The following is a 13,283-nucleotide window of genomic DNA, read 5'->3' on the forward strand; positions in this document are numbered from 1 at the left end:
ATTTAGTCTTTTTGGGGTTTACTGTGTAAACCCCGATGATTATTGTGAGTTGGGATCAGATTTTTTAACTTTAGTTTTGATATTTGCCATCATAACCCCTATTGGTCTACACGATATTTCGCGGCTGATTGGCAAAAATGGAATGTTGATCGGGTATTTATTCAAGCTTATAATGATGCTAATTTTCCAGAGGAATTAAATTATGTGAAAAATTCGGCAGGAATTGCTATTACTGAGAAACAATTCCATCGTTTAAAAGAAATAGTAAATAACCCTGCTATTAAGAGTGTTTTAGTTTTTCCCGCTTCTGGAAAACCAGAAGAAACGGCTTCTACCTTCAACAGCTTAATCATGAAATCAAATGGTTTACCTTAACCAAATATTATTTTGACATATTATCGGCTTGTGCTTGACTACTAACCCAGCCAGCAATAGATTAAACTAGTTATTTGTAATCTTAGTTTGAACAAATTCGTTTTTGGCTCATTTTTCTATGGTGACAAAACTTGTGGATGTGTATACTATGGTCTCAGCACCAACTGTGACACCTGACCGGGTTAATCAAGTGACTCGCAAAACCTATCCTAATTATAAGGTGATTGTCTTGAATGATGATTTTAACACTTTTCAGCACGTCGCTGAATGCTTAATGAAGTATATTCCCGGTATGTCGAGCGATCGCGCGTGGGATCTGACTAATCAGGTCCACTACGAAGGACGAGCAATTGTCTGGACAGGACCCCAAGAACCAGCGGAATTATACCACCAGCAACTACGTCGCGCTGGGTTGACAATGGCTCCCCTGGAACCAGTCTAATATGTCTAAACCCACCGATGGTAGACTTGTTTGGAATCACTCTACCCATATTCCCGGTCTAATTCCCATTTTAGAACGCTTGTGCCAACACAATGGCATTCTTACTGTCACACCTGCGGTAATTGGGAGAGCCAGGGGTCATGCTCCAAAAATGCAGTTGCGTGTGTCTGTACCCATTCGCGGTGGTTATAAAATCATTGCGCGTCAAGGTAAAACAGTACAGGAGGTGTTTATCCTCACAACTTTACTACAGGATGAACTGGAAAGTGCGATAGCCATTGCTATGAAAATTGCGTAAATTATGAATTTACAAACAGCAAGGTTAGAACTAAATTTCAGTTTTAACCTTGACTTTTGATTATTCTTCAATGTTTGATATTTCTATGGAAACCTAGTCTAAAGGATTATGCCTAGTAGTTGTACAAAATAGTTACAAACCGCAATGCTTCCACAACTTTCTTTACATATAATGGATTATTTAAAGTTTTATGACAATATTTAATACAATATTTAATATTTATGCAAGGCATGATACACTTAAAATTAAGTATTACAACTAAAATCGAGTTGCTGTAAAAAATAGAAGAGTAATATTAGTAATATTAGTATTTGAGGTAATAATTAATTATGCAAATCAAAGGAATAGCACTCTCCTTAGTTTTGGGTCTTTCTTTACCCATAGTTGCAGATGTTTGTGTTCCGAGTCAAGCTGTAGCTAATCTTGCTTTTCCAGAGGGAAAATTTTTTGATGTCGAAGGACAACTACAACCACCCAGTTGGAATTTAACACTTTGGAAAGCTCAAGGTAAATATTACTACAAAAACTTAAATCTAAAAACAGGTAAACAAATTTGTTTAATTGGGGCTAAAGCATCTGGTACTCAAGCGCGTCCGGTATTCACATGGATCAATGCTAAATATAAATATCGAGTTTCTTGGCAAATTGTGCAACGGGAATTGATCAGATTAGAGGTAATAGATCCTTCAGGTAAGGTGATTTTAAATCAATTGTTCGTTAGTGAACCTGGGAAATTTGAAAATCCCAATACAACTAAATGTTAGGAAATATTAAAATAGCGATATTACTGAATAAAAAATATGAACTGATCTGATTTATTTACCAATGCAAAACCTACTGAAAATTCGATCTAAAACTGATTCTGTAACTTCTTCACCAGTGATTTCTCCTAATGCTTGAATTGCACCTCTTAAATCAATTGTCCAAAAATCTAAGGGTAATTGTTCAGTGATTGTAAATTGCAGTTGTTCTAAATCGCTTTTCGCTTTTATTAAAGCTGCTGCTTGGCGTTGATTAATTGCTAAATCCATATCAGCGGCTTGAACTTTTCCGGCTTGAACTATTTCTAAAATCGCCATTTCTAACCGATCAATTCCTTGATTTATGGCTGCGGCTGTGACAATTTGGGATTTAGGATTTAGAATTTGGGATTTAAGGTTTTCTTGTTCTGCTAATGAAATCAGGTCAATTTTATTAATTACTAAAATTACATTCTGGTGTTTTACTTGTACATAAATTTCTTGATCTGCTGGTGTCCAACCTGCGGTAGCATCAATAGTCAATAATACCAAATCAGCAGCATTAGCAGCACGATGAGATCGCTCTACACCAATTTTTTCTACTTGATCTGTTGTTTCCCGAATCCCCGCTGTATCTAGCACCTGTACGGGAATTCCTCCTACAATTAATTGAGATTCTACCACATCACGGGTTGTTCCTGGTAAATCTGTGACAATGGCGCGATCGCTCCGACTCCAAGCATTTAATAAACTTGATTTTCCCACATTGGGCCGCCCCACTATCGCCACTTTTAAACCAGTTCGTAATAATTCACCTTTGTCTTTTGTGGTTAATAATTGACTAATTTCCCCGGTCACTTGCTCAATTTCGGTAATAATTCTTTTTTGATCTAAAGGTGGTAAATCTTCCTCAAAATCAATTCTGGCCTCAATTTCTGCCAAAATATCCAAACAATTAGCCCGTAATTTGCGAATAGGTTCGGCTAATTTACCCTGTAACCCAGCCAAAGCCATTTGAGCAGCTTGAGGTGATTTTGCTCCCACCAAATCAGCGATACTTTCCGCTTGGGTTAAATCTAATCTACCATTTAAAAATGCTCTTAAAGTAAATTCTCCCGGTTGGGCTAATCTTGCGCCATTTTCTAAGCATAATTGTAATACTTGTTGTACCGCCATAATTCCCCCATGACAATGAAATTCTACGACATTTTCACGGGTAAAAGAACGGGGGGCTTTCATGATCAATAATAAAGCCTCATCAATAATTTGCTTTGTTTGAGGTTGACGGATATAACCGTAAAGAATCCGGTGACTTTCCCAAATTTGTCGCCCTGGGGCATAAAATAGAGTTTGAGCGATGGCTATGGCATGATCACCAGAAACCCGCACAATACCTACACTACCTTGTTGAGGGACAACAGCAGTAGCGATCGCCGCAATAGTTCCAGTATTAGCCAATAATTCGGACATGAAGGGTTATTCTACTTCAGGGATAGAGGAAAAGCGCAATCTTAAACCTCTACAGTACACTAGTTTAAGAAAGAAATGAGGTAATTACCCATTACCAATAATAGTAAAAATTCTTGAGGAATTAATTATGGAACAAAAAATTAACTGTGCTGAAGCCTGTGTTAACGGGTGTGTTTTAGGTGATAAATGTCCGAATATCGAGTTTAGAGAATCAACTTCAAAATTTATCTCCGAAACTTCCCTAGACAAAATGCTAGAAATAGCTGAAGAAAGATTGCGGAAAAAAATGACAGAACCACCGAAATGGGTGTTTCCAGAAGATCCTTAAATGGTTTTTAGGTTGTAATTTAGGATTATTAATTGTGGGTATTGTTGGGTTGACGCAAGTAAACCCAACTCACTTGCTACTAAATCAACCAAAAATGATTTATTAAGTACAACAGTAAGTGATCTTCAGAAATCTGATTTAATGGGATATTTACAATGGTAATGGAAACAAAATATAGAGATCAATACCAAATTTATTTGACATCAGATCAATCTTTATCTTCTTATATGGTTTCACTTTTGAAATTAGAGAATCATGATCAACTACTTGAACCATCTGCTGGGGAAGGACATCTTTTAGAAGCAGCACTTCAAACTAATAAAAATATATCATCTGTTGCTTATGAATTACATCCTGAATCCGCAAAAAAACTCAGATTAAAGTTTAGCCAATTTAAAAATGTAGAGATAAGAGAGCGTGACACAATTTTTTGCCGAGATTTAGATCTATGTGAATATTTTGGTTATAAATTTACGAAAATTTTAGGTAATCCTCCCTATGGAGGTTGGCAAGAATATGATCGTCGTACAGAATTAAAAAGAAAATATCCGGGATTTTATATTAAAGAGACATATACTGTTTTTTTGCTACGTTGTCTCAAATTACTTGCAGAAAAAGGAAGACTTGTATTTATTATTCCTGACACTTTTTTGTATCTTCACAGTTATATTACTATTAGACGTTATATTCTCGAACAATTTACAATTGAAAGTATAGATGTCTTTCGTTCATCTCTATTTCCTGGTATTTCATTTGGTTATGCTGGTCTTTGTATTATTTCTATCCGTGCTGAGAAACCGAAATACAACCATTCTTTTTCTGTAAGATTTGTTGACTCTTTGGGGGATTTTACAGAATCTCCAAATATGAAATCTAATGGTAATAATATCATTCAGAAAGATATTTTTAATAGTGAATCTCTATCTATTCCTATATCGGCTAATGAATCAGTTTTTCATAAATTATCAAATAATATAACTAAAATGGCTGATATTGCTGACTGTGTAACAGGGTTTTATTCAGGAAATGATAAAATATTCTTGCGTAAGGCATCAACTTCTGTTAAAGGTTCTACCGATTATTTATTGGTTGATCCTAATGCTATTGAATCTACACCTTCCACATTACAAAATCCTTTACAGGGAATAGCAGGAACAAAACATTTTATTCCTATTCTTAAAGGTGGTGGTTTTAATTTCATTAAACCTACTCAATGGTATGTAGATTGGAGTTGGGAAACTGTTGAATATTATAAAAATAATAAAAAATCAAGATTTCAAAATTCTTCCTACTACTTTAAAACAGGAATTGGTTTTCCAATGGTAACATCTAAACGTCCTACAGCAGCATTAATTGAGGAAAGTCTCTTTGACCAATCTATAGTAGGAATTTTTCCTAAATCTTCTGTTGATTTATATTTTCTATTAGCTTATTGTAATTCTCCGGTTTTTTGGTTATGTTTAAAATCTATTAATCCATCTGCTAATAATTCTGCTAAATATATTTTAAAAACTCCTGTAATTTTACCTGATGAAGATACTATGAAAGATATCTCTTGGAAAACTCAAGAATTAGTATTAGAAATAAAGGAAGATAATCAAAAAGCATTATGTGAAATTTTGCAACAAGAAATTATTGATTCTATTATGAAATATGTGAATAAACAGATATCTTATAAACTGGTAGATACATCTGTTATGAATATGCTTTCAACCTGTTGTCAGGTGAATTAGCGATCGCTAACACACCCTACAAAATCAAAATATGATATTAATGCACCAACTCAATAGCCCGCTTAGTCAACGCCTCCGCAGTCAAGCCATTAAAAGCCATCAACTCACCCGCACTAGCTGTAGTTTCCCCACGCTTCCAGGGGAAAGAATCACGCTTACAATTACTGTGTAACATAAGACAATCAATTGTTATTTAAACTCAGATATCGCCGCAAAATATTTTGAGATTGTTCTAATAATTCTGCTTCTAAATAATTCTCAAGTGAGGTGAATTTTTCGTTGGTGTATCTATGATGGTTCTATTGTCTTCTCTTATTTAGATGATAGCTGGTGATGGTTGGGTGAGATGATGGGAACAGATACAGGGTTTGTATAGACTAATCCACCATCATTTGATATAATTAGAATAATCATCACATTATGATAAAAACTATGTCAGAAAGTGGATTAAATCTATTCATTCCGATGGAGTTACTGATTAACTCTTTAAACGCGCTAAGTTTATCAGAAAAACAGCAACTTTGGCGGATTCTTGATGAAGCTATTGCTGATGCTGAAGAGGAAAGTTGGCGAGAAGATAAAGAGACAAAAAAAGAAATTCAATTAGTCCGTGATGAATATGCAAATGGGGAATATATGACTTTTGAACAGTATCTAAATCAGAGAAAATAGATACTATGACTTACGATATTATTATCACTAAATCTATTCAAAAACAATTAGATAATCTTCCTAATAATATACAAGAGCGTGTATATGATAAGATTTCCCAACTTGCGAAAGAACCTCGTCCTGATGGGGTTGTCAACTTGAAAGGATATGACAATGAATATCGGATTAGAATAGGAGATTATCGTTTGGTTTATGAAATTCAAGATGAGCAATTAATTGTTTTACTTCTTCAGTGTAAGCATCGTCGTGATGTTTATAAAAAGTAGTACCCATTTTCTTGGCTAATAGTTCATTATCTTCTCTTGTTTACAAGATAGTTGGTGATAGTTGGGTGAGATAATGTAAACAGATACAGGGCTGTTGGGTTGGAATTTAGTGTTATTAATGGTGGGTATTGTTGGGTTTCCTTGTGTCAACCCAACCTACAAACTACTACTTTTTAATACCTTTAATAAATGCTGTTCTTGCATCAATAATGGAAGGCATTAAAACACAACTCGCCAATAAATCTATATCTAAATCTGGCAATAATTCACTTTGATTAATTTGCTCATAATTATCATTTTTAAGATAATATAGAGACAATTGATTATTTTCCCAAAACCAGACTTCGGTAATATTAAACCGTTTGTATTTTTCAAGTTTATCAATACTGCCACTGGTAATATTAATTTCAATTGCTAAATCTGGATTTGCTTTTTTCTCTCCGATGTAATAAGATTCATCAGGTTCAAAGGAAGCACTTTTTTCTTTTGCGCGACGAGTAGCACTACCTACTGGAATCAGATTTATGCCTATTTCACAGGAATATAATTCTAGTAAAAAACCAAGAATGGTTTTAATCATTTCATGTTGTTCACTCAGCGTCATAAATTCGATGTACCCATCAAGATAAGTTATCCGCAAACCTGCTGCGTCTGCGGTTAAGGTTTCTATTATTTCAAATTCTTTCCAGGTGTAATGGCCAGGTAGAAGAAATTGCTGTTCGGAAATTGTGGTGGTTTTGTCTAAGGTTTGGATAGTCATAGTAATTTTATGGTTATGACTTTAATCTTGATTATAACTCATGGTCAGGTGATAATTCTCAGGTGAGGTGAATCTTTCGGTGGTGTATCTGTCATGCTGCGAACTACTTACAGCAGCGCTTCGCTATCGCTCTAGTAATCGCTCGTAATGGTTGGGTGAGATAATGTGAACAGATACACAGGGTTTTTTGGTTGTAATTTAGGGTTATTAACAGTGGGTTATGTTGGGTTTCTTTGCGTCAACCTAACCTAATTACTGCCATGATAACAGTGATGATGATTTGTAAAGTATTGTAAATATTAATCAATGAGTTTTCAAAATTACCAAATTTAGCGTATGTTATGGATTGACAAGTGTAACCTTATAGTTTACAGTAGATATTGTTATTTTACTTATAATTAGAAATTTCAAGCATAAGGGGTTAAGAAAGCTGTTTGAAGATGATAATAGAAGTGGGGTTAATCCGAATCATGCTGAAAAACTGTTAGATTTATTAGATAGACTAGATGCTGCATCTGTAGCTGAAGATATGAATTTTCCTGGTTCTAAGTTTCATCAATTAATAGGAAATAGAAAAGGTGAATATTCAGTTACGGTTTCTGGTAATTGGCGTTTAACTTTTGTTTTTCAAGATGGGGATGCTTACGACGTAAATTACGAGGATTATCATTAGGATTATGAATATGAATACTAACAGAAAACCTAGACATCCTGGTGCTTTGATTAAACGTCAATATTTAGAACCTTTAAATATGACGGTGACAGAATTGGCTAATATTTTGGGTGTGTCTCGCAAAACAGTTTCGGAAATTGTGAATGAACGTGCAAGTGTAACACCTAATATTGCTTTGCGGTTAGCAAGTGCTTTTCAAACTACGCCGGAACTTTGGTTAAATCTTCAACAGAAGTTTGACCTTTGGTGTGCTAAAAATGAATCTGAAGAATGGAAAAATATTTCACCTATTGAAATTAGTTAAAATGGTTCGGGTGATAATTCTCAGGTGAGGTGAATATTTCCTGATGTATCAGTTTTTAATTAACTCAAAATAGCAAATTTTCAAAAGGATAAGTTTGTTTCCAACGATAGGTATTAAAGTCACGCTGATCTACTGAAAAAATGCGTCCATGTCCTAAATGTTCTGCTAAAATTACTAGGGAAGCATCAGCTAAATCCATCGGTAGATTAGCATATTTTTCCATTAATTGGATAATGCGTGGAGTATGGTGAGATTCTAAATTAAAAACTGTAAATAATTCTTGTTCCAGACTATTTAAAAAAGTAACTTGAGCTTGAACTCCTTTGCGAGTTAGCAAAAGATAACAGGTTTCTGTGACAACACACCATGTTGTAATTAAAGGTTCATTGTATTTTTTTAAAGCCTGTTTTGCTCTTTCGTGGTAGGTGTCTTTTTGATCAATAAGAGCTAACCAAAATCCTGTATCAACTATGATCATATTTGTTGGGTAATGTATTAGATAGAACGTCTTTATATGTAGTTGATAAATTTTCTTCCACACCACAACAACCAATTAATCCAATTTCATCAAATTTTTCATAGATGGTTTTTTCTTGATGATGATTTTCTGGTTGTGGATAACGTTTTTTGAGTAGTTGAATAAAATCTAGTAGTAAGATTTGCGCTTCTTCTGGTAAGCGGTTAATTTCTTGAGATATTTCTGCAAGTTTGATATCCATAATTAATGCCTTTTTTGAATTATGTTATTACTATTATACTGCTTGACAAATATCTTCCCAATCTTGTGCAGTCATTTCTGTTGCATTTCCTGAGTTTAATCCTCCTCAAAGCAGGGTTTGTAATTGTTCGTTTGCTTTGGAGTTTTTGGTCTTGTCGCACTAATTCCCGAAAATATTGACGCTTCGCTGCTGTAACCTCCTTGCGCTACCTGTTGTTCTATATAATCGCCCATGGTGTCAGTTAAGGAAATATTCATACTTTTCATAATGTGAATTCTTGAATGTACTTTTTATATCATCGCGGTTTTTGTCATTTTCTGCCATTGGTAGAAAAAACTATTCGTATTTGATATAATGTAAAGAAATTATCACATCATGATAAAAACTATGTCACAGACTGGCTTAAATCTATTCATTCCGATGGAGTTACTAATTAACTCCTTAAATGCACTAAGTTTATCAGAAAAACAGCACCTTTGGCAGATTCTTGATGAAGCGATCGCTGATGCTAAAGAGGAAAGTTGGCGAGAAAATGAAGAGACTAAAAAAGAAATTCAATTAGTCCGTGATGAATATGCAAATGGTAATTATCACAAATTTACTAATCTCAAAGAACAGTTAAAACAAGGAGCTATTCAAAGAGCAGAACGTGATTTAGAATTGGTTGACGAGTGGGTTAATTTGGAAGAAGAAGCGTGTTAAGTAAAGATGCTTTATGTTTTTTTGAAGAAAATAATCAATTTGAAACATTGGTAAATTCAATCCCATCAAGTATGCAATGATATCAATAGCTAGTAGGGTTATTAATGGTGGGTTATATTGTTGATAACCCACCCTACAGGAATTAAAAAGATATGAAATCAAACAAATGGATTGATAATTCTTACCTTATTCTCTATTAGTTGATTATGTTGCATATCTTCTGAGTAAATGATGGAACATTCACTTAATAAAGCTGTAGCTATAATCAAACTATCCCAATAAGAGTAGTTATATTTTGCATTGATTTCTAATGCTTGTATAACTTCTGTTGTGTTAATTGCCTGAACCGGAAAAGTATTCACTATATCTGATATGATTGTAATTGCATCTGTTTTTGATGTGAATTTTTTTCTAGTTAAAACATGAAATAATTCTCCTAAAACCTGAGTGCTAACTAGCAGAGATGAATAATTATTTTTAATTATTTCTGCAACTTGCTGAGATTTTTCTGGCGGATTTTTAGCATAGAGATAAATCCAGAGATTACTATCGAGAAAGATATTATTTATGATATTATCTGTCATAAATTTCTTCTCGATTAAATTTGTAGTCTGGGGGAAGTGGGAAGCAGTAGTTATTAACTCGCGCTAAGAATTGCTGTATTTTCGATTCTTGAGAATCTATTGGTTGTGTAGATTCGCTGGGTTCGAGAATCATTATTTGTATGGTTTTACCTTCTAATTCGGAACTTAGTTTTTCATTCAAAATAAGTTCACCGTTGGTACAGGTTGCTTGGATAATTTGCAGCATTATGAATAACCTTAAATCCTATATAAAATTTTTCGGTATGATCCTATTATAAACTACGCCCTGGGTGATAATTCTCAGGTGCAGTGAATATTTACATGATCGCCCTAAATATCGCTCGTAATGGTTGGGTGAGATAATGTGAACAGATACATGGTTTTTTAGTTGTAATTTAAGGTAAAACTGTGACTTTACTGCGTTGGTTATTAAACAAAGTCCCAGAAATTATCACTGCTGGCCGAGTTTTTTGAATTTCTGTACCTACGGATGGGTCAAATGTTACGATCCAGATGCTTCCCATTCGGTAATCGCTATATTTTGCCATTCACCTTCCCAACCTAATTCTAATTCATCAACCAAAGCGCAAGCTGCGGCTAGTGCTTTATTTTGTTTTTGTTCTTGCCATTGTTTCAAAAGACTTTCAATCAACGCACTACGGTTATCAACTTTTTGGTCAATGTAATTTAGTAGTTCATCTGGCAATGAAATTGAGATTTTAGCCATATCCTACCTATAATCATACCATTGGTAGCATAACAGATTTTGATGTTTTTAGTCTAGTAATTTTGTCAAGATTTTTCTATCAGGTAATTAATTTGATAACTTGGGAATTTGAATTATTATATTGTTGAGTTTCATAGCGTATAAAATCAGCAAATGTACGCAACCCAACGCCAAAACATCCGCGTTAATCTGCGTACATCTGCGTTCTAATTAATGCACCAACTCAATAGCCCGCTTAGTCAAAGCCTCCGCAGTCAACCCATTAAAAGCCATCAACTCACCCGCACTAGCCGTAGTTTCCCCACGCTTCCAGGCGAAAGAATCACGTTTTGAATTACTGCGTAACATGATTGGTTCTAACATCGCCGCAGCGCCACCTGTCACACCAATTAAGGCATCTCCACCAAACAATTGCTCAAAATCGGCATCACTTAAAAAACCGTTATCAGGTTCAGAACAAGTATCCCAAGCTGTATCATGAGGACGATATAAACGGCGAGGATTAATAATAGAAATAATCTTCACTCCTATACCTTCAGTTTCTAAAAATGCGGCTGCTTCAAACACAGGAATTAAGGTCATATCGCCAATGACAGCAAATACAACCGTCTTCCCTCCCGCAATTTCATGTAATAAAATCGCGCCCTTTTCTAACCCTTCTGCTGTTTGTTTTAAAGTCGTTCTAATGGGTAAAGGTGACTTACTGGCTGTAATGACAATTCCCTTATTTTTTGTTTGCAAAGCCCAGTCATAACAACCTTGAATACTATTAGCATCGGGAGGAAATAAGGGAAATACATTTCCTGTTCTCATCAATGATGCAAAATAAGCCTCTATTTCTGGTCTTTGGTGTGTCCAACCGTTGCGTCCTTGTTCTAATGCTCCGGCTGTAAATAATGTAATTGTTGACGGTGTTTTGCGTCTTAATTCTGCCATTGCTTGGGTGACAGTTTGCCAAATTGGTAATCCATTGATGGCAAAAGATTCGTAAGAACACCACAAGGTTCTCGCCCCCATTAAGGATAAACCAGCGGCTAATCCGGCACAAGCATCTTCGCTCAAAGGTTCGTAAACTTGACCTCCTGGAGCTTGATTATATAATTCATCGGTAGTAGGATGGTTGATTTTTAATGCCTGGTTAATGTTAGCAATTCCTGATGCTTCGTTACCATCGGCGTTTGTTACCAGGAAATTTTTATCTTTATTTCCTACTATTCCTACTAACCTTCCCATTGCGGTGGTTGAAACTTTTGGTTCTCCGCCCACTGCATATTCTTCTAATGGTAATTCGCCAATTTCTGCTAAGGGTAATTCAAATTCTGTAACTGCGGTTTTGGCTGCTGGTCCACCCCCTGCCCGTTCCGCATTTGTACGGACTGTTTGCCATGCCTCGGCACATAAAGCCCGTTTTTGTAAGGCGGTGACAATATGGGGCGCGTCTAAGGTATCTTTAGGATATAAGTTATGGGATTTTGCACCTAAAGCATGAACCCCTGCCCCTTTGAGTTGTTTGATAATAAATACTGTTAATGTGCCACTTAAAGCGGAACGGGCAGCTTTATCCATGCCTACTAGTACCGCTTTGGTAAATTCTAACCGTTTTTGGAAGGAGAAAGCGGTACTATCCACATAATCACCGGGTTGGTTTTGATCATCAAAGTCTTTAGCATTGACTAACACGACTTCGGCAAAACCGTTACCTTTCCAATAGGCGATCATTTCGTCGTTAGTTTTTAAAGATACCATGCTATGATGTTCTTGGCTGTAACCATTCCACACTAAAACTGGTAAAAAGTTGGTGACAGTGGGGTAAGCGGTGTTAAAATGTGCCATGGAACTCATGATGTAGGGTTCACCTAGTCCTCCGTCTCCCACTGTAAAGGGGAAGAGTTTGTCACGGTGTAACAATGCGGCGGCCATGGCGAAATGTTGCCCTTGTCCCAAGGGTCCGGCAGGTGCTAAAATACCGGGAATATAACCGGATAGGTGTCCTAATAATCCGTGTTTTTCCCGAAAGCGATCGCGCAATTGTTGTACTGTAGAAATGCCCATGTCTTCTAAAGATCGGTCTAAAAACATGGCACTATAAAAACCAGGGGCATGGTGTCCCACTTCGGTGATAATGTTTTTATGCCCAAGCATGACCAAAGCTGCATAAGCTTCCGCTTGACTGGCAAAACCACCGGGGTGTCCAGAAGCCTTACTACCAGTGATTTGTAGCGTCAGGTAGCGCAGGGCATCAGCAGCCAATAAAGTTTGATATACTGCATTTGTATCGGTAGGATTTGCTACTGCTTTTTGACCAGATGCGATCGCTGGTACTGTACCATAAGTTTGAAAATCTGGCAATACTTCCCCAAAATATTGTATCCCTAGACAAAAATTCGGAACTGCGGAAGCCGTATTTTGCGTAATTGCTGTCATGCTGAGTACCTTAATAAAATCGAAAAAACTAGAGATTCTGGTTTAATTTAATAAATATTTTACATC

The 13,283-nt window shown here is 35.7% G+C and carries 21 protein-coding genes and 1 pseudogene; 11 read left to right on the plus strand and 11 right to left on the minus strand.

Annotated features, from left to right (window positions below; all coding sequences use genetic code 11):
* Positions 1–204: 204 nt before the first annotated feature.
* From FFO06_RS22565 to FFO06_RS09770, 4 genes are all read left to right on the plus strand, one after another.
* The gene (locus FFO06_RS22565) at positions 205–375 is read left to right on the plus strand and encodes a hypothetical protein (RefSeq protein WP_370539402.1); all 171 of its coding nucleotides are present in this window, start codon (positions 205–207) and stop codon (positions 373–375) included.
* A 118-nt stretch (positions 376–493) separates the two neighbouring features.
* A complete protein-coding gene (gene clpS / locus FFO06_RS09760; RefSeq protein ID WP_137907870.1) occupies positions 494–817 on the plus strand; it encodes an ATP-dependent Clp protease adapter ClpS in 324 nt (107 codons plus the stop codon).
* Between the two features lies 1 nt (position 818).
* A complete protein-coding gene (locus FFO06_RS09765; RefSeq protein WP_028083665.1) occupies positions 819–1,115 on the plus strand; it encodes a DUF2103 domain-containing protein in 297 nt (98 codons plus the stop codon).
* 329 nt (positions 1,116–1,444) lie between these two features.
* Positions 1,445–1,879 (plus strand): hypothetical protein, encoded by a 435-nt coding sequence (locus tag FFO06_RS09770; RefSeq protein WP_137907871.1) that lies wholly within the window; start codon positions 1,445–1,447, stop codon positions 1,877–1,879.
* Between the two features lie 51 nt (positions 1,880–1,930).
* Here FFO06_RS09770 and mnmE read toward each other — a convergent pair whose 3' ends face one another.
* Positions 1,931–3,325 carry a tRNA uridine-5-carboxymethylaminomethyl(34) synthesis GTPase MnmE gene (gene mnmE, locus FFO06_RS09775; RefSeq protein ID WP_137907872.1) on the minus strand — a complete coding sequence of 465 codons (1,395 nt, stop codon included), beginning with the start codon at positions 3,323–3,325 and terminating at the stop codon, positions 1,931–1,933.
* A gap of 127 nt (positions 3,326–3,452) precedes the next feature.
* Between mnmE and FFO06_RS09780 the strand changes: the two genes are divergently transcribed.
* Both FFO06_RS09780 and FFO06_RS09785 read left to right on the plus strand, forming a co-directional pair.
* A complete protein-coding gene (locus tag FFO06_RS09780; protein ID WP_137907873.1) occupies positions 3,453–3,653 on the plus strand; it encodes a hypothetical protein in 201 nt (66 codons plus the stop codon).
* A gap of 155 nt (positions 3,654–3,808) precedes the next feature.
* Positions 3,809–5,386 carry an Eco57I restriction-modification methylase domain-containing protein gene (locus tag FFO06_RS09785; protein WP_137907874.1) on the plus strand — a complete coding sequence of 526 codons (1,578 nt, stop codon included), beginning with the start codon at positions 3,809–3,811 and terminating at the stop codon, positions 5,384–5,386.
* Positions 5,387–5,423: 37 nt separating this feature from the next.
* Here FFO06_RS09785 and FFO06_RS21160 read toward each other — a convergent pair.
* Positions 5,424–5,561, minus strand: a pseudogene (locus FFO06_RS21160) (hypothetical protein); the annotation flags it as partial.
* A 257-nt stretch (positions 5,562–5,818) separates the two neighbouring features.
* Between FFO06_RS21160 and FFO06_RS09795 the strand changes: the two are divergent.
* Both FFO06_RS09795 and FFO06_RS09800 read left to right on the plus strand, forming a co-directional pair.
* Complete coding sequence (locus FFO06_RS09795) at positions 5,819–6,058, plus strand: hypothetical protein (protein ID WP_137907875.1); 240 nt, start codon at positions 5,819–5,821, stop codon at positions 6,056–6,058.
* Positions 6,059–6,063: 5 nt separating this feature from the next.
* Positions 6,064–6,324, plus strand: a complete 261-nt coding sequence (locus tag FFO06_RS09800) for a type II toxin-antitoxin system RelE family toxin (RefSeq protein ID WP_137907876.1) — start codon at positions 6,064–6,066, stop codon at positions 6,322–6,324.
* A gap of 166 nt (positions 6,325–6,490) precedes the next feature.
* Here FFO06_RS09800 and FFO06_RS09805 read toward each other — a convergent pair whose 3' ends face one another.
* Positions 6,491–7,084: a Uma2 family endonuclease gene (locus FFO06_RS09805; protein ID WP_137907877.1), complete on the minus strand. Its 594-nt coding sequence runs from the start codon at positions 7,082–7,084 to the stop codon at positions 6,491–6,493.
* Positions 7,085–7,481: 397 nt separating this feature from the next.
* On the opposite strand from FFO06_RS09805, the gene FFO06_RS09810 reads away from it, so the two are divergent.
* Complete coding sequence (locus tag FFO06_RS09810; RefSeq protein ID WP_268904596.1) at positions 7,482–7,757, plus strand: type II toxin-antitoxin system RelE/ParE family toxin; 276 nt, start codon at positions 7,482–7,484, stop codon at positions 7,755–7,757.
* Positions 7,758–7,767: 10 nt separating this feature from the next.
* The gene (locus FFO06_RS09815) at positions 7,768–8,061 is read left to right on the plus strand and encodes a HigA family addiction module antitoxin (protein ID WP_137907879.1); all 294 of its coding nucleotides are present in this window, start codon (positions 7,768–7,770) and stop codon (positions 8,059–8,061) included.
* Positions 8,062–8,125: 64 nt separating this feature from the next.
* On the opposite strand, the gene FFO06_RS09820 is transcribed toward FFO06_RS09815, so the two are convergent.
* From FFO06_RS09820 to FFO06_RS09830, 3 genes are all read right to left on the minus strand, one after another.
* Entirely contained in the window at positions 8,126–8,539 is a 414-nt protein-coding gene (locus FFO06_RS09820) for a type II toxin-antitoxin system VapC family toxin (protein WP_137907880.1), read from the minus strand.
* Positions 8,526–8,780, minus strand: a complete 255-nt coding sequence (locus FFO06_RS09825) for a DUF2281 domain-containing protein (RefSeq protein ID WP_137907881.1) — start codon at positions 8,778–8,780, stop codon at positions 8,526–8,528. Before FFO06_RS09825 ends, FFO06_RS09820 begins: the two co-directional genes overlap by 14 nt.
* Before the next feature lie 95 nt (positions 8,781–8,875).
* Entirely contained in the window at positions 8,876–9,046 is a 171-nt protein-coding gene (locus tag FFO06_RS09830; RefSeq protein WP_236097113.1) for a ribbon-helix-helix domain-containing protein, read from the minus strand.
* 109 nt (positions 9,047–9,155) lie between these two features.
* On the opposite strand from FFO06_RS09830, the gene FFO06_RS09835 reads away from it, so the two are divergent.
* On the plus strand, positions 9,156–9,482 hold the full coding sequence (locus FFO06_RS09835; RefSeq protein WP_236097114.1) for a hypothetical protein: 327 nt from the start codon (positions 9,156–9,158) through the stop codon (positions 9,480–9,482).
* 158 nt (positions 9,483–9,640) lie between these two features.
* Here the strand turns inward: FFO06_RS09835 and FFO06_RS09840 are convergent, their stop codons facing one another.
* From FFO06_RS09840 to FFO06_RS09860, 5 genes are all read right to left on the minus strand, one after another.
* Positions 9,641–10,066 carry a PIN domain-containing protein gene (locus FFO06_RS09840; protein ID WP_137907882.1) on the minus strand — a complete coding sequence of 142 codons (426 nt, stop codon included), beginning with the start codon at positions 10,064–10,066 and terminating at the stop codon, positions 9,641–9,643.
* Positions 10,056–10,292 carry a hypothetical protein gene (locus tag FFO06_RS09845; protein WP_137907883.1) on the minus strand — a complete coding sequence of 79 codons (237 nt, stop codon included), beginning with the start codon at positions 10,290–10,292 and terminating at the stop codon, positions 10,056–10,058. The genes FFO06_RS09840 and FFO06_RS09845 overlap by 11 nt, the downstream gene beginning before the upstream one ends.
* Before the next feature lie 169 nt (positions 10,293–10,461).
* Positions 10,462–10,614 carry a type II toxin-antitoxin system PemK/MazF family toxin gene (locus FFO06_RS09850; protein WP_306420212.1) on the minus strand — a complete coding sequence of 51 codons (153 nt, stop codon included), beginning with the start codon at positions 10,612–10,614 and terminating at the stop codon, positions 10,462–10,464.
* Positions 10,569–10,793 (minus strand): ribbon-helix-helix domain-containing protein, encoded by a 225-nt coding sequence (locus FFO06_RS09855; RefSeq protein ID WP_137907884.1) that lies wholly within the window; start codon positions 10,791–10,793, stop codon positions 10,569–10,571. Before FFO06_RS09855 ends, FFO06_RS09850 begins: the two co-directional genes overlap by 46 nt.
* 210 nt (positions 10,794–11,003) lie before the next feature.
* Complete coding sequence (locus FFO06_RS09860) at positions 11,004–13,217, minus strand: phosphoketolase family protein (RefSeq protein ID WP_137907885.1); 2,214 nt, start codon at positions 13,215–13,217, stop codon at positions 11,004–11,006.
* Between the last annotated feature and the right edge of the window lie 66 nt (positions 13,218–13,283).

The sequence above is a fragment of the Dolichospermum planctonicum genome, assembly GCF_005402965.1.
In the GTDB taxonomy this organism is placed as follows: Bacteria; Cyanobacteriota; Cyanobacteriia; order Cyanobacteriales; family Nostocaceae; genus Dolichospermum; species Dolichospermum planctonicum.

Excerpts from the sequence above, each read along its gene's own strand:
- FFO06_RS09820 (WP_137907880.1), bottom strand. The coding sequence starts at position 8,539 with ATGATCATAGTTGATACAGGATTTTGGTTAGCTCTTATTGATCAAAAA.
- FFO06_RS09805 (WP_137907877.1), bottom strand. The coding sequence starts at position 7,084 with ATGACTATCCAAACCTTAGACAAAACCACCACAATTTCCGAACAGCAA.
- FFO06_RS09850 (WP_306420212.1), bottom strand. The coding sequence starts at position 10,614 with ATGGCAAAATATAGCGATTACCGAATGGGAAGCATCTGGATCGTAACA.
- FFO06_RS09855 (WP_137907884.1), bottom strand. The coding sequence starts at position 10,793 with ATGGCTAAAATCTCAATTTCATTGCCAGATGAACTACTAAATTACATT.
- FFO06_RS09835 (WP_236097114.1), top strand. The coding sequence starts at position 9,156 with ATGATAAAAACTATGTCACAGACTGGCTTAAATCTATTCATTCCGATG.
- FFO06_RS09840 (WP_137907882.1), bottom strand. The coding sequence starts at position 10,066 with ATGACAGATAATATCATAAATAATATCTTTCTCGATAGTAATCTCTGG.
- FFO06_RS09780 (WP_137907873.1), top strand. The coding sequence starts at position 3,453 with ATGGAACAAAAAATTAACTGTGCTGAAGCCTGTGTTAACGGGTGTGTT.
- FFO06_RS09770 (WP_137907871.1), top strand. The coding sequence starts at position 1,445 with ATGCAAATCAAAGGAATAGCACTCTCCTTAGTTTTGGGTCTTTCTTTA.
- FFO06_RS09830 (WP_236097113.1), bottom strand. The coding sequence starts at position 9,046 with ATGAAAAGTATGAATATTTCCTTAACTGACACCATGGGCGATTATATA.
- FFO06_RS09845 (WP_137907883.1), bottom strand. The coding sequence starts at position 10,292 with ATGCTGCAAATTATCCAAGCAACCTGTACCAACGGTGAACTTATTTTG.
- FFO06_RS09785 (WP_137907874.1), top strand. The coding sequence starts at position 3,809 with ATGGTAATGGAAACAAAATATAGAGATCAATACCAAATTTATTTGACA.
- mnmE (WP_137907872.1), bottom strand. The coding sequence starts at position 3,325 with ATGTCCGAATTATTGGCTAATACTGGAACTATTGCGGCGATCGCTACT.
- FFO06_RS09825 (WP_137907881.1), bottom strand. The coding sequence starts at position 8,780 with ATGGATATCAAACTTGCAGAAATATCTCAAGAAATTAACCGCTTACCA.
- FFO06_RS09800 (WP_137907876.1), top strand. The coding sequence starts at position 6,064 with ATGACTTACGATATTATTATCACTAAATCTATTCAAAAACAATTAGAT.
- FFO06_RS09815 (WP_137907879.1), top strand. The coding sequence starts at position 7,768 with ATGAATACTAACAGAAAACCTAGACATCCTGGTGCTTTGATTAAACGT.
- FFO06_RS09795 (WP_137907875.1), top strand. The coding sequence starts at position 5,819 with ATGTCAGAAAGTGGATTAAATCTATTCATTCCGATGGAGTTACTGATT.
- FFO06_RS09765 (WP_028083665.1), top strand. The coding sequence starts at position 819 with ATGTCTAAACCCACCGATGGTAGACTTGTTTGGAATCACTCTACCCAT.
- FFO06_RS09860 (WP_137907885.1), bottom strand. The coding sequence starts at position 13,217 with ATGACAGCAATTACGCAAAATACGGCTTCCGCAGTTCCGAATTTTTGT.
- clpS (WP_137907870.1), top strand. The coding sequence starts at position 494 with ATGGTGACAAAACTTGTGGATGTGTATACTATGGTCTCAGCACCAACT.